This is a genomic window from Eudoraea adriatica DSM 19308, assembly GCF_000382125.1.
Lineage (GTDB): Bacteria > Bacteroidota > Bacteroidia > Flavobacteriales > Flavobacteriaceae > Eudoraea > Eudoraea adriatica.
In genome coordinates, this window is record NZ_KB907553.1 from 101,666 (window position 1) to 116,560 (window position 14,895).

At 40.2% G+C, this 14,895-nt stretch carries 12 protein-coding genes; 5 read left to right on the plus strand and 7 right to left on the minus strand.

Translation table 11 applies throughout. From position 1 onward, the window contains the following. Positions 1 to 2: 2 nt before the first annotated feature. Together G504_RS0116255 and G504_RS0116260 are read right to left on the minus strand one after the other, a co-directional pair. Complete coding sequence (locus tag G504_RS0116255) at positions 3 to 767, minus strand: 3-keto-disaccharide hydrolase (protein WP_019671257.1); 765 nt, start codon at positions 765 to 767, stop codon at positions 3 to 5. Between the two features lie 12 nt (positions 768 to 779). After that, positions 780 to 1,832, minus strand: coding sequence for a sugar phosphate isomerase/epimerase family protein (locus G504_RS0116260; protein ID WP_019671258.1), 1,053 nt, complete (start codon positions 1,830 to 1,832; stop codon positions 780 to 782). A gap of 150 nt (positions 1,833 to 1,982) precedes the next feature. Here G504_RS0116260 and G504_RS0116265 point away from each other — a divergent pair, with 150 nt between their 5' ends. Both G504_RS0116265 and G504_RS0116270 read left to right on the plus strand, forming a co-directional pair. Next, the gene (locus tag G504_RS0116265; RefSeq protein ID WP_019671259.1) at positions 1,983 to 3,686 is read left to right on the plus strand and encodes a GMC oxidoreductase; all 1,704 of its coding nucleotides are present in this window, start codon (positions 1,983 to 1,985) and stop codon (positions 3,684 to 3,686) included. Positions 3,687 to 3,704: 18 nt separating this feature from the next. After that, the gene (locus tag G504_RS0116270; protein ID WP_019671260.1) at positions 3,705 to 4,166 is read left to right on the plus strand and encodes an ASCH domain-containing protein; all 462 of its coding nucleotides are present in this window, start codon (positions 3,705 to 3,707) and stop codon (positions 4,164 to 4,166) included. 60 nt (positions 4,167 to 4,226) lie between these two features. On the opposite strand, the gene G504_RS0116275 is transcribed toward G504_RS0116270, so the two are convergent. The 4 genes from G504_RS0116275 to G504_RS0116295 all read right to left on the minus strand — a co-directional run bounded on the left by G504_RS0116275 (position 4,227) and on the right by G504_RS0116295 (position 8,198). Beyond that, positions 4,227 to 5,363, minus strand: a complete 1,137-nt coding sequence (locus G504_RS0116275; protein ID WP_019671261.1) for a Gfo/Idh/MocA family protein — start codon at positions 5,361 to 5,363, stop codon at positions 4,227 to 4,229. Positions 5,364 to 5,492: 129 nt separating this feature from the next. After that, complete coding sequence (locus tag G504_RS0116285; RefSeq protein ID WP_019671263.1) at positions 5,493 to 6,722, minus strand: nucleoside permease; 1,230 nt, start codon at positions 6,720 to 6,722, stop codon at positions 5,493 to 5,495. Between the two features lie 11 nt (positions 6,723 to 6,733). Beyond that, positions 6,734 to 7,177, minus strand: a complete 444-nt coding sequence (locus G504_RS0116290) for a DinB family protein (protein ID WP_019671264.1) — start codon at positions 7,175 to 7,177, stop codon at positions 6,734 to 6,736. Positions 7,178 to 7,193: 16 nt separating this feature from the next. Further along, on the minus strand, positions 7,194 to 8,198 hold the full coding sequence (locus tag G504_RS0116295; RefSeq protein WP_019671265.1) for a sugar phosphate isomerase/epimerase family protein: 1,005 nt from the start codon (positions 8,196 to 8,198) through the stop codon (positions 7,194 to 7,196). A gap of 237 nt (positions 8,199 to 8,435) precedes the next feature. On the opposite strand from G504_RS0116295, the gene G504_RS0116300 reads away from it, so the two are divergent. Genes G504_RS0116300 through G504_RS0116310 form a run of 3 tightly spaced genes read left to right on the plus strand, consistent with a single transcriptional unit; the run spans position 8,436 to position 11,732 of the window. Beyond that, a complete protein-coding gene (locus G504_RS0116300) occupies positions 8,436 to 10,154 on the plus strand; it encodes a GMC oxidoreductase (RefSeq protein ID WP_019671266.1) in 1,719 nt (572 codons plus the stop codon). After that, positions 10,154 to 10,801, plus strand: coding sequence for a gluconate 2-dehydrogenase subunit 3 family protein (locus tag G504_RS0116305; protein WP_019671267.1), 648 nt, complete (start codon positions 10,154 to 10,156; stop codon positions 10,799 to 10,801). Before G504_RS0116300 ends, G504_RS0116305 begins: the two co-directional genes overlap by 1 nt. A 10-nt stretch (positions 10,802 to 10,811) precedes the next feature. Next, entirely contained in the window at positions 10,812 to 11,732 is a 921-nt protein-coding gene (locus G504_RS0116310) for a hydroxypyruvate isomerase family protein (RefSeq protein ID WP_026348643.1), read from the plus strand. A 575-nt stretch (positions 11,733 to 12,307) separates the two neighbouring features. On the opposite strand, the gene G504_RS0116315 is transcribed toward G504_RS0116310, so the two are convergent. Continuing rightward, positions 12,308 to 14,785, minus strand: a complete 2,478-nt coding sequence (locus tag G504_RS0116315; protein WP_019671269.1) for a ribonucleoside-diphosphate reductase subunit alpha — start codon at positions 14,783 to 14,785, stop codon at positions 12,308 to 12,310. Positions 14,786 to 14,895 lie beyond the last annotated feature (110 nt).

Here is a 14,895-nt window from a genome sequence, read left to right on the forward strand (position 1 = left end):
ACCTACAATTCTTTTATCTTAATGTTTCTGTATCCTATACTTATCTTTTCCCCATGATCCTGCAAAGCAATCTTTCCGGTCTGGTGCTTTCCAAAATCTTCCCAGTCTGCAAATTTGGAATTGGCCACCATGGTATCCCATCCCTCACCCGTGACCGGGAACTCAACGATTTTTGTTCCATTCAGCACTACAATGCCTTCATTGGTCTTATGGTTGATCGTAATTTCACAGGTATTCCACTCTCCAATTGGCTTAACCACATCCTCTGCCGGTGCAACCAAATCATATAGGGCGCCTGCCTGGTGTGTAGTGCCGTTTTTGGCATCGGGATGATTTATATTATCTAAAACCTGTATTTCAGGTCCTGTATAATAAGGCTCAATGTATTTAGGATCCTCAACAACTCCCCACATGATACCGCTGTTTGCCCCCTCTGTAACCATCCATTCGAGCTGTAATACAAAATCCGTGTACTCCTTATCCGTTACCAAATTAAACCTGTTCCCATCCGTTCTGGTGTCATCCGGTCTCAACCTCATAGCCCCGTCTTCCAATTTCCATGCATCCGGCACTTCCCCGCCCGGATAAACGTGCCAGCCATCAAAGGAGGTGCCATCGAAAAGGACGGTCCATTCGCTTTCTTTACTAGTGTTCATAGTTGATTCAATATTGGAGGAGCTGACATTTTCTTTATCCTGATCCTTTGATTTTTCCTTACACCCAATTAAAAGACAGGCAAATAAAATAACCCCTAACATATTTTTCATAGCTCTGTTTTTTTAAGTTCCGAGGATTTTTTTAAGCATTTCTTTGTCAATATCGCCCCCCGCGAAATCATCAAAGGTCTTTTCTGTGGCCTCAATTATATGATCCTGAATAAACACAGCCCCTTCCCTGGCTCCTTGTTCCGGACTCTTTATGCAACACTCCCATTCCATAACTGCCCAAACATCACAGCCGTATTGGGTTAATTTAGAGAATATAGACTTAAAATCTATTTGACCATCCCCAAGCGAGCGATAGCGGCCGGCGCGTTCACCCCAATCATTATAGCCTCCAAAAGCACCTTTTTTGCCTGTTGGGTTAAACTCCGAATCTTTTACATGAAAGGACTTAATAAATTCGTGATAATGGTCTATATAGGTTATATAATCTAATTGCTGTAAAACAAAATGGCTTGGATCATACAGAATGTTGGCACGCTTATGATTTCCCGTGGCTTTCAGGAAGCGCTCAAAGGTATCTCCATCATGTAAATCCTCCCCGGGATGTATTTCATAGCAGACATCTACCCCTTCTTCATCAAAATGATTCAATATTGGAAGCCATCTTTTAGCAAGCTCTTCAAAACCCATCTCTACCAATCCGGGTGGACGTTGTGGCCATGGATGCCAGGTATGCCACAGCAATGCTCCGGAAAATGTTGCGTGCGCACTAATTCCGAGTCTTCGGCTCGCGGTTGCTGCTTTCTTAACAACATCAACGGCCCATTCCGTGCGCGCTTTGGGGTTGTTTTTTACGGCATCGGGGGCAAAATTATCAAACATTAGATCATAAGCGGGGTTTACAGCAACTAACTGTCCCTGTAAATGGGTAGAAAGTTCGGTAATCTCCAAACCGTATGAATTTATGGTCCCTTTTAACTCATCACAATATGCCTGACTTTCAGCAGCCTTGTCCAAATCAATTAAAAAATGTTCCCAGGTAGGGATTTGAATTCCCTTATATCCTAAATCGGAGGCCCATTTGCACATCCCTTCCAGTGAATTAAAAGGGGCTTTACTATCTACGAATTGGGCTAAAAATACGGCGGGTCCTTTAATTGTTTTCATGATACAGTTCTACTTGGTTAATCAAATTTCTATTTTGTTACGTTTCAAGAATTAAATCCTATATTTAATGGGTAAAAATTCTACTAATATTTCTTCAATTGGGAAGTGTTAAATATAGCAATTACATCAGAATTAAAAGAACAATATAGCATGAATCAGACGGAGAAATATGACGCCATAGTTGTAGGCACCGGAATAAGCGGAGGATGGGCTGCCAAGGAATTATGTGAAAAAGGGCTAAAAACCCTGGTTCTCGAACGAGGTAGAATGGTAAAGCATATTGAAGATTATCCCACGATGAATATGGATACATGGGATCTGCCTAACAACAATGAGTTATCCCGGGAAGATCGGAAAAAATACCACAAGCAAAGCAGGGTAAACTGGGCCCCTAAAGAAGACGTGAAACATTTTTTTGTGAATGATTTGGAACACCCTTATGTGGAGACAAAACGTTTTGACTGGATTCGCGGCTACCATGTAGGAGGACGTTCACTAACATGGGGACGGCAGAGTTATAGATGGAGCGACCTGGACTTTGAAGCTAACTTAAAAGAAAGTATTGGCGTAGACTGGCCGGTGCGTTATAAGGATATTGCACCCTGGTATGATAAGGTAGAAGAATATATAGGGGTTAGTGGCGAAAAACTTGGATTAAGCCATCTCCCTGATGGCAAGTTTCACCCCCCAATGGATCTTATGTGCCCGGAAGAAGATTTGAAAAATGTATTATCTGAGGAGTTTGATGATGGCCGGCTACTCACCATTGGACGCGTCGCAAATATTACTGATAAAGCAGGTAATATAGAAGGCAGAAATCCTTGTCAGTTTAGAAACAGATGTTGGCGTGGATGTCCTTTCGGAGGCTATTTCAGCAGTAATTCTTCCACACTTCCTGCCGCAGAACGAACGGGAAACATGACATTGCGCGCAAACTCCATTGTTTATGAAATCATTTACGATGATAATACCAAAAGGGCAACCGGCGTTAGGGTTATTGATAGTGAGACCCATGAAAAATATGAATTTGAGGCAAAAGTGATCTTCTTATGTGCCTCTTCTATGGCTTCTGTGGGAATCCTACTGCAATCCAAATCTGATCGTTTCCCGAATGGTATTGGTAATAATCATGACCAATTGGGAAGAAACATAATGGACCATCACTATCAATTAGGTGCTTCTGCCAGGGTAGAAGGGCATCTGGATAAATTTTATAAGGGCAGGCGCCCTAATGGTTTTTACATTCCCCGATTTGTGAATTTAGATTCAAAGAATTCAAAGAAAGAATACCTAAGGGGTTTTGGCTACCAGGGTGGGGCAAGCAGAGAAGACTGGACACTATCCGTCGCAGAATTGAATTATGGAAGAGATTTAAAAGAAGCCATTTTAAAACCCGGAAGCTGGGAAATAGGCGCTACCGGATTTGGTGAGATGCTGCCATACCATGACAACAGAGTAACCCTCAGTGCCACTGAAAAAGACCAATGGGGATTACCACAGTTAGACTTTGATGTTGAGTTTAAGGAAAATGAATATAAAATGCGGGAAGATATTATCAAACAAATTACGGAAATGTTTTCTGCCGCAGGATTCAAAGACATAGAACCCTATGAAAGAAGTACCGGGCCGGGTCTTGGTATTCATGAAATGGGTGGGGCACGTATGGGGCGGAATCCGGAAACATCTGTAGTTAATAAACATAATCAGATTCATGATGTACCAAATATTTATGTTACAGATGGTGCATTTATGACCTCAGCCAGCTGTGTTAACCCTTCCCTGACGTATATGGCATTTACAGCCAGGGCAGTCAGCCATGCAGCAAAAGAGATCAATACAGGTAAATTTTCATAAACCAAAAGTGAATATTCTATGAAAAATGCATCAGCTAGAAATTTGTGGGGAGACTATTTAGACAAACACCTGGAGTACGCCTTTTCGCATGAACCTAAGGTTACGCATTTTGGAAATAGTGAAAATGAAGTAAACGAAGCTCTAAAACTGATCTTATCGGGAAAAAAAAGAGCTATCTCTCATTCCCTGTTAGGGCTGCAGTACAGAAAAGAACCGCTTCCGAAAATTGGAGATTTTACCGTACTTACAGATTGGAAAGGAGAGGCCAAATGTATTTTAAGGACAGTAGCTGTTAGGCTTAAGCCGTTTTTTAGTATCAGGGAATCTTATTCAAAAATTGAAGGTGAGGGGGATTTGTCCTTAACCTATTGGAAAAATAAGTACTGGGATGCATACACCAAAGAGCTGGAGGCTTTTGGCAGAGTTCCCAGAGAGAGCATGATCGTAGTATGTGAATATTTTGAAAAGGTTTTTGAATGATCATTCAGTAAATAAAAAAACCCCGAAATTTCGGGGTTTTTTTATTTACTATCAGCGCAGTTATTCCATATCTACCCAGACATTACCCTCTTTATTGGATTGAACAGTGGCTTCAATAAAATTAAGCCCGCGAACACCATCTAACATAGTTGGGAATTCGCCGTCATTATACTCTTCTCCGCGAATAGCCCTGGCAGCTCCCAAATAAATATTGGCCATAGAATCGAATATACCTTCGGGATGCCCCGGGGGTAATTTAGTGCCGTCAAGAGATAGCTTTGAATTATATTCATGACCCGGTTTATATATTTGAGTTGGTTCTGTATCGCTTAGCTTATAGAGGAAATTAGGTCTTTCCTGCTCCCAGACAAATGCAGCTTTCTCCCCATAAATTCTTATGGCCAAGCCATTTTCTTCACCCGTAGCCACCTGGCTACCTCTTATTACTCCCTTAACATGATCTCCCATTCGTATTAAAACGGTTCCATCTACATCCATTTGATTGTCCTCATAGAGGTAATTAAAATCGCACAATAAGGATTTTATCTTCAAACCAGTAGTATACTCTATAAGATTGAACGCATGAACACCAATGTCGCCCATACAGGAACTTATCCCTGCCTTTTTGGGATCCAGTCTCCAAACAGAAGAGCGTTTTTCCCGGTCGTGGATTATTGTGTTAATCCATCCCTGATAATATCGGGCATCTACTTTATGAATTTTTCCCAGAGCTCCTTCTTTGATCATCTCACGCATTTGGCGAACCATAGGATAGCCTGTATAGGTATGCGTTACAGCAAAAACGGTTCCTGCTTTTTTGTGGGCTTCCTGTAAAATTTTTGCCTCTTCCAGGGTAGTGGTCATCGGTTTTTCACAGATCACATGAAACCCATTGTCTAAAAGTTTCTTGGCCATGGGAAAATGCAGGAAATTTGGAGTAAGTACGGAGCAAACCTGTATTCTTTCTTCTTTTGGCAGTTTTAGTTCTTCCTCGATAAGAGTGTCAAAATCCTTATATATCCTATTTGTAGGAACATCAATTTCTTTTGCAAATTCCATGTTCAATTCAAATACGGGATTAAAAACGCCCCCTACTATCTGGTAATTGTCATTGATGTGCGAAGCTACCCTGTGCAATACCCCGATAAGAGAATCACCACCGCCACCAATTATTCCTAATCTAATTTTTTTTGCCATTTTTATATCTCTTTTTTTATTATTCCAATATCCAATTCTATTCCAAAAGCCTCACAAAATATAGTATTTTCTTCTCCATGAGCTTCTCCTGCATTTATCAATAAAGCCGGTTCAATTTATATAAAATATCTAAGACTTATAAGCAATTCTCTCGTTTTTAAACAAGAACATAAACAACAGCGAAACTCCAAATGCAAAAGCAGCAGGAAATAACCAGATCCTTTCCCAGTTATGTGAGATATCTTCCAGCGTAAAATAATCCGTTATTCTTCCGGCTATCCAAAAGCCAATTAACATCCCAACCCCATAAGTGGCTAATGTAATTAAGCCCTGAGCTGCACTTTTATATTTTGGCCCTGCTTTGCTATCGGTATATATCTGGCCCGATACAAAAAAGAAATCATAGCAAATACCGTGCAAGGCAATCCCCATAAGGAGAAGAAAGGAAAATTCCCCTGCATTTCCGTAGGCAAAACAGATATAGCGAAAAGACCAGGCCAACATAGCAACTATCATTGTTTTTTTAAAGCCAAACCTTTTAAAAAAGTATGGCAAAAGGAGCATAAACAGAATTTCTGAAATTTGCCCTATCGTCATTTTGCCAGCAGGGTTTGAGATTCCTATTTCCCCTAAAAACTGTCCGGCATGCTGGTAGTAAAAAGCCAGGGGAATGCAAATAAAAACAGAAGCCAGAAAAAAAACTAAAAAATTCCTATCCTTTAAAAGCTTTAAGGCTTCCAATCCAATAATATCTGCTATCCTTATTTTTCTTTTCCCGCTTATGGCGGGAGGTGTTTTGGGTAAGGTAAAACTAAAAAAACCTAAAACGCCTGAAGCAAATGCAGTCATTAAGAAGGTGTTTTTCAGATGCCCATTAGCTAATCCCTCCACAGAATCCCAGTGAAAAAAGTAGCTAATCGCTAAACCGGCAACTATCCAACCTGTGGTTCCAAAAACACGGACCAGGGAGAATTGCTTTGCCGGGTCATCCATTTGATTAAAGGATACTGAGTTTACAAGCGCCAGGGTTGGCATATATAAAATCATATAACCTAAAATATAAGGGTAAAACCCATTAAAACTGGTTGCATAAGCCAACTGCACCATTAAAACTGCACCAATTAGATGCAGCACTCCCAAAATCCTTTCCGCATTAAAATAACGATCTGCTATCAGCCCAATAATAAATGGGGCAATTATTGCCCCCCAGGATTGCGTAGAATAAGCCATGGCGATTTCAGGATCGCTTGCTCCCAAGCTATTCGGTAAATATATCCCCATCGTAACATACCAGCTGCCCCAAATAAAAAATTCTAAGAACATCATTACGGAAAGCTGTACCTGAATTATTTTATTCATGAAATTTTCTGCTATCTTTTATAAGAAATATAGTCTAATGAAAGTGGTTCCAATTCATTATCCCTGAAATTCATGGCTATCTGGGACCTGTGATGTGTTGAATGGTTTATTATATGAAATAAAATGTCCTGTAAGGTATTTGTGAAAAGCCTGCCTTCTGCATTCTCATAATCTATCCTTAGTTCGAAATCTGCAGCATTCGTAGTTATTTCAAAAGAGCTTCGCTGATTTTCATAATGAATATCTCCCCATTCCTGGATAGGGTGAATCTGCCAAACTTTGTATTCTGCTGCTTTTCCGAGTATTCTTGAGTTCCATATGTTATGTGCGTTAAGGATATGGCTGAATAACATTGTGCTTTTCTCAGGTACCTTTTCGAGTTTTATACACTCCTCGATGAGTTTTTTATTGCAATAAAAATTGTAATCAAAAAGTTGATTAAAAAAAACTTTCATAGGGCATGATAAGTGGTTAGGTTATTTCTTTGGATGCTCTAAGCAATAAATCTCTTGTTGCAATAATACCCTCTTCTTCGGATAATTCTCTTCCTTCATATTCAACTCCAATATAACCCGTATAACCGGCATCCTTTACAATTTGCAGCATCCGAACGTAGTCTATTACGGTCTCGTTTCCATTTGCGTCAAAATTATGCGACTTGGCGCTAACAGCCTTGGCATGAACCATTAGCTCCTCTACGCCTTGATAAATATCATAATTCTCTGCACAACCGGCAGCATAATCTTTCGGATCTTTTCTTTTGATACAGAAATTACCAAAATCTGGCAAAGTACCGCAATTAGGCATGTTAACACTGGTCATAACCTCAGAGAGCATCGCGGCATTTGATGAGAGGCCTCCGTGGTTTTCCACAAGGATATTTATATTCTTAGTTTTCGCATAGGCAGATAGCATAGAAAGACCGTCTATTGAATTTGCTTTCCATTCCACCGGATCAGAACTTCCGGCCAGATTAACCCTAATAGCATGGCAGCCCATGGAAGCCGCGGCGTCCACCCATTTATAATGATTTTCAACGGCTTTCTTACGTTCTGCAGGATCGGAAGTGGCTAAGTCTCCCTGCCCGTCAATCATAATCAAGAGATTCTTTAAACCGTGTTTCTCTGCCTCAGCATTGCATTTATCCACAAAAGATTGCATTGCTTCCTTAGAGTAATTCGCAGCTTCTAACTCCTTATCATAAAGCTGACTTACATATTCCAGCCCTTCAAACCCCCAATTCTTTGCTTTCTCAGCGAAAGTATAAGGATCAACCCCGTCTGAATTGATCATATTGTGAATAGACCATTGCGCCAGAGATAATTTAAAAAAAGGTGTTGCAGTTTTCAAAACATTTTCTTCAACCGCTTCTTCTTTTTTTACATCTTTCTTTGCATCCCTGCAGGAGTAAATGCCCAATAAGGAAAAACCTATCCCTGCACCGGCACTGTTTCTAATAAAGTTTCTTCTTTTCATAAATATGATTCTCTTGAATAGTTAAGGTGTTGTTTAAGCGTACTTATATTAAAATTATTGACTTGTATTTTCAATGTTTAAGAGGTGAAAATTATCGTTCAGCCTTAAATAAAACATACATTTTAATATCCTCAGTTTACATTCTATTTAAATGCAGAATCCATAAGTTAATAAGCCTTTAAATGTAAAAAATTAATTTTATATTTGATGCCTTTAGCATATAAACAATAGAGCTATATGAGTAAATTTTATTACAATGAAGAACAGGAATCTTATGATGCCATTGTTGTAGGGACCGGTATTAGTGGTGGTTGGGCAGCAAAAGAGTTATGTGAAAAAGGACTTAAAACTCTGGTACTGGAACGTGGGCGAATGGTAAAACATCGGGAAGATTACCCCACCGCAAATATGGACACCTGGGACTTTCCAAATAACGGAGAACTTCCCCCTGAAGAAGCAGCCAAACAATCAAAACAGGCGCGTACGGGCTATACCGTTAGAGCCCCACATAATTTTTGGTTTGTAAATGATATAGAACATCCATACAATGAAATAAAACGATTCGACTGGATGCGTGGCTATCATGTAGGAGGAAGATCCTTGCTCTGGGGCCGGCATAGCTACCGCTGGAGCGATATCGATTTTGAAGCAAATAAAAAGGAAGGCATTGCCGTGGACTGGCCGGTTCGTTATAAAGATATTGCCCCGTGGTATTCTAAAGTAGAAACCTATGTGGGGATATCCGGGGAAACTTTAGGACTGCCACAGTTGCCCGATAGTGTGTTTGAACCCATGATGGAATTGAATTGCGTAGAGCAACACGTGAGGGAAAAAGTAGCGGAGAATTTTGATGGTCGTGTAATCACGGCAGGTCGTGTAGCCCACATAAATAGCAGCAAACAATTTGAAGGTGACGGGAGAAGCAAATGTCAATATAGGAACCGTTGTATTCGGGGATGTCCTTTTGGCGCCTATTTCAGCAGTAACTCATCTACCTTGCCGGCAGCAGAAGCCACCGGAAATATGACCCTGAGACCTGATTCTATTGTTCATGAAGTTATGTACGACCCCGATACAAAAAAGGCAAGCGGAGTAAAAGTGATCGACAGGGTTACCAAAGAAACCTTTGAATTTAAAGCCAAGGTAATCTTTTTATGTGCTTCGGCCATTGCTTCTACTTCAATACTAATGCAATCTAAATCGGAACGGTTCCCTAATGGGATGGGAAATGATTCAGATCAATTGGGCCGCAATATTATGGACCACCATCTTGGGGTAGGTGCTTCGGGTAAATATGACGGATTTGATGACAAATTTTATAAGGGCAGAAAACCCAACGGCATTTATGTGCCACGGTTCCGGAATATAGGAGGCAATTCCAATGTAGATACTTTTAAGCGCGGATATGGCTACCAGGGAAGCGGCAGCAGAAGTAACTGGGATGAGGCTGTTTCTGAATTGTCTCACGGTAAAGACCTGAAAGAAGCTATCCTTAAACCCGGGGGCTGGACCATAGGGATGGGTGGTTTTGGAGAAGTATTGCCTTATGAAGATAACCGAATGACCCTTGATTATGATAAATTGGATAGTTGGGGGCTGCCTACGGTGACCTTTGATGCCGAGCTGAAAGAAAACGAATTGAAAATGCGTGAGGATATGAAAGAGCAGGCATTTGAGATGCTGACAAAAGCCGGTATCAGGGATGTTGAAGCTTTTGATAAACCTGTGGCCCTTGGTTTGGGGATCCACGAAATGGGAACTGCAAGGATGGGAAGGGACCCGGAAACTTCCGTAGTTAACGGATTTAACCAGGTCCATACTGTTAAAAATGTTTATGTAACGGACGGGGCCTTTATGACCTCATCTGCCTGTGTAAACCCATCATTAACCTATATGGCATTTACAGCCAGGGCAGCCAACCATGCTGCTGAACAACTTAAAAAAGGATTATTATAATGGACAGAAGAATCGCAATTAAAAATATGGGGTTGGCACTTGGTTATACCGTGGCCACCCCAACATTGTTAAGCCTTGTTCAGGGATGTAAAACTGCAGATACCGTTGCCTGGACTCCAGATTTTTTTACAAAGGAACAGGGTAACGTACTTCTTAAGCTGGTAGATATCATCCTTCCTAAAACAGACACACCTTCGGCTTCTGAAGTTAATGTGCATATATTCATAGATCGTTTTACCAACGAGATCATGGAAGACATACAACAAACCGTAACAAAATTGTCTTTTGATAAATTTATTGTAAAGGCGCTTAAGGATTCCGGTAAAGATGAAGCGAATGATTTAACTTCTGAAGACCTGGAGCCCGTCCTGGCAGAAGCTCTTAAACTAAGCGAAGAAGAGGAGATAATGAATGAGGATCTGGTTATAAAGAACCCCTCAGCCATGATTAAAGGTGAAAATGATGCAGTATCAGAGGAACCAGTTACTTATAACTTTGCGAAGAATATTCGGGATATGACAATTTGGGGTTATAAAACTTCGGAATATGTTGGGGAAGAAGTTCTTGCATATTTACCGGTTCCAGGTGAATATATTGGATGTGGCGATCTTAATGAACTTACAGGGGGTAAAGATTGGTCACTATAAAGAATATAAATTGAAAAGAAGAAATTTCATAAATAAGACGGCTTTTGCGGCAAGTGCCTTGTCTCTGACAGGTTCTTCGGCTTTTGGTTTTTCCTCAAAAGAAGACGCAAAACATTCTTTTCACCTGAAATATGCTCCCCATATTGGCATGTTCAAACACCATGCCGGAGAAGATCCTATCTCCCAACTGCATTTTATGGCAGATCAGGGGTTTACTGCCTTTGAGGATAATGGTATGGCCGACCGTAAAATTGAATTACAGGAAAGCATGGCCCGGACTATGCGGGAAAGGAAGATAGAAATGGGTGTTTTTGTTGCCCATAAAATCTATTGGACCGAGCCAAATCTGGCGTCCGGAGATAGAGATAAACGCCAAGAATTCCTTAATGATATCAGAAAAGCCATTGATGTTGCAAAAAGGGTCAACGCAAAATGGATGACAGTAGTCCCTGGTCATGTGGATCTCAGATTGTCAATGGGCTACCAGACCGCTAATGTCATTGAATCTCTTAAACAAGCCAGTGCACTTTTGGAACCCCATAATTTAATTATGGTACTGGAACCACTGAACTTCCGTAACCACCCCGGTTTATTTCTTTCTGGTTCTCCACAGGCCTATGAAATTTGTAAGGCGGTTGATTCTCCTTCCTGCAAAATACTTTTTGATATTTATCACCAACAAATCCAGGAAGGCAACCTCATACCCAATATTGAAGCCTGCTGGGATGAAATTGCCTATTTTCAGATCGGGGACAACCCCGGCAGAAATGAGCCTACTACGGGAGAGATAAATTATAAAAACGTTTTTAAGTTTATCCATGAAAAAGGTTTTAATGGCATTATGGGGATGGAACATGGAAATTCTATTCCTGGTAAAAATGGTGAATTAGCTGTAATAAATGCCTATAAAACAGTGGATGCCTTTATATAAACTACCGATCACCCTAAACAGTACTATCCGGTTATTACAACAGTAAAATCTCTTTATTCAAAAAAAGGGAATTCGTTGCCCTTTGGTAATTAAATTGTTGTCTTAACATTTTTTATATCTTTTTTTTACAATTTCGTAATCTTTATATGGATTTGATGCGTATATAAGATTGTTGGATGTAATATAATTCACCGATTAATGGATAACTATTTTATTATTTTATTGATTTACACAGCATTGATTATCATATCTTATAATGTTGTGCGACCTAACTTCAAAAATTAGGATAAAAGCCTTTTTAATAGATTAAAAATCCGGCTTAGAAGGTTTTCCTACCCCTAAATTTAAAATCAATCCCCTATTTAAGGACTCATCCCTAATGTAAAGAAGCAATTATTTATTGCTTTGTGCACTATTTTGAACTTCAGAGTGCAATCCATAAAAAAACACCTGCAGAACCGGTCTTTAAGATGGGGTAGACCTGCCCGAGGTGTTTTTTAATCAATAAACACTATTACACTATAACTGAAACGATATAGTATAGTCAGCCAATTGCATTTCAGTATAGGTTACGTTCATGAACCGCACATAAGACAATCATCATCTGCTTGCCCTTCCTTAGAGCGTGCGATCAATTCTTTCATTTCAGCTTGTGACATTGGTTCCACATCCGGTTCCTGTTGTCCAACTGGTGTTGTTTCAACAGGCAATGCTCCTGCAGCTTCAGGTGACGCGGCTGTGACTTCTGCTTCCGCTGCAACACTAACCGGAATTTCCTTTTTCTTGGTATTATCCAATGTAAACTTAATGGCGTCTACTGCGGCTTTTGTGCGCAGGTAATACATTCCTGTTTTCAGACCACTCTTCCAGGCATAAAAATGCATAGAAGTTAGTTTCCCGTAATTGGCGTTCTCCATAAAGAGGTTTAGCGACTGGCTTTGATCTATAAAATAGCCCCGTTGCCTGGACATATCAATAATGTCCTTCATACTTAGTTCCCATACTGTTTTATAAAGCTCCTTAATATCGTCCGGAATATTATCTATATGCTGAACAGAACCATTGGCGCGCATTAATTCCTGTTTGAGGGTTTCATTCCATAATCCCAGTTTAACAAGGTCTTCCAACAAATGTTTATTTACTACAATAAATTCGCCGGAAAGTACTCTGCGCGTGTAAATATTCGATGTATAGGGCTCAAAGCATTCATTATTGCCTAATATCTGCGACGTAGAAGCCGTTGGCATCGGTGCTACTAAAAGCGAATTGCGAACTCCGTGCTTTTCTATTTTATTACGCAATTTTTCCCAATCCCATCTGCCGGATAATTCTTCATCCTTAATACCCCAAAGGTTATGTTGAAATTGACCCTGAGAAATAGGTGATCCTTTATAAGTAGAATAAGCTCCCTCTTCTTTTGCCTGTTCCATTGATGCTGTTACAGCTGCATAATAGAGTGTTTCAAAGATATCCTGGTTTAATTGCTTGGCTTCATCACTTGTAAAAGGCAGGCGCAACATTATAAAAGCATCTGCAAGACCCTGTACCCCCAAACCTATAGGGCGGTGGCGCATATTAGAATTTTCGGCCTCTTTAACAGGGTAATAGTTTCTGTCAATTACCCTATTTAGATTTTTTGTTACTCTTTTGGTTACTCTGTAGAGCTCTTTATGGTCAAATTCTCCATTTTTAATGAACATTGGCAACGCTATAGATGCCAGGTTACAAACAGCTACTTCATCAGGAGAAGTATATTCCAATATTTCTGTGCATAAGTTGGAAGAGCGGATGGTTCCCAAATTCTTTTGATTGCTCTTCCTGTTCGCTGCATCCTTATAGAGCATATACGGTGTCCCGGTCTCTATTTGCGACTCAAGGATTTTTTCCCATAATTCACGTGCTCTAATCGTTTTCCTGCCCTTCCCAGCCGCTTCATAACCAGTATATAATTTTTCAAAATCCTCACTGTGATTTGTAAATAAGCCGGGGCATTCATTCGGGCACATTAAAGTCCATTCTGCATCGGCCTCTACTCTTTTCATAAAAAGATCTGGCACCCACATGGCATAGAAAAGGTCTCTTGCCCTCATTTCTTCTTTCCCGTGATTTTTTTTAAGGTCTAAAAAATCAAAAATATCCGCATGCCAGGGCTCAACATATATTGCAAAACTCCCTTTTCGCTTTCCGCCGCCCTGGTCAACATAGCGGGCCGTATCGTTAAATACCTGCAACATGGGTACAATTCCATTAGATGTGCCGTTTGTTCCTGCTATATAAGACCCGGTTGCCCTTACATTATGGATAGAAAGGCCTATACCTCCGGCAGATTGAGAAATTTTCGCAGTCTGCTTTAGCGTATCATAGATACCATCTATACTGTCGTCTTTCATTGCCAATAAGAAACATGAAGACATTTGTGGTTTAGGCGTGCCCGAATTAAATAATGTAGGAGTTGCATGCGTAAAGTACTTCTTGGACATAAGCTCATAGGTCTCTATGGCCGACTCCATATCATTAAGATGTATCCCAACAGCAACACGCATTAGCATATGCTGTGGTCGTTCTGCTATTTTTCCATTTAATTTTAAGAGGTAAGAACGCTCAAGCGTTTTAAATCCAAAATAATCATACCCAAAGTCCCGATTATATATTATAGTGGAATCTAACTTGTCAGCATTTTCAGAGATAACCTTAAAAACCTCATCAGATAACAACGGTGCTTTTTTTCCGGTTCTGGGATTTACGTATTCATATAAATCCTTCATTGTTTCAAAGAAAGACTTTTTTGTGTTTTTATGTAAGTTAGAGACAGATATTCGGGCCGCCAATTTCGCATAATCCGGGTGTGCCGTGGTCATTGTGGCTGCAATTTCGGCAGCCAGATTATCCAGTTCGGACGTTGTCACACCATCGTACAGGCCTTCAATTACCCTCATGGCAACTTTAACAGGATCTACCAGGTTGTTAAGGCCATAACAAAGTTTACGTACTCTGGCCGTGATCTTATCGAACATCATCGGCTCTTTTCTTCCATCTCTTTTAACTACATACATGTGTTTCTAATTATTTTTTAAGTCTTAAGTTGATTATTGAAAGCTTACACCAGTCAAATACGCCAAATAAATGACCTGAATATCCCTTATAGAAACCGGAAAAAATCCCT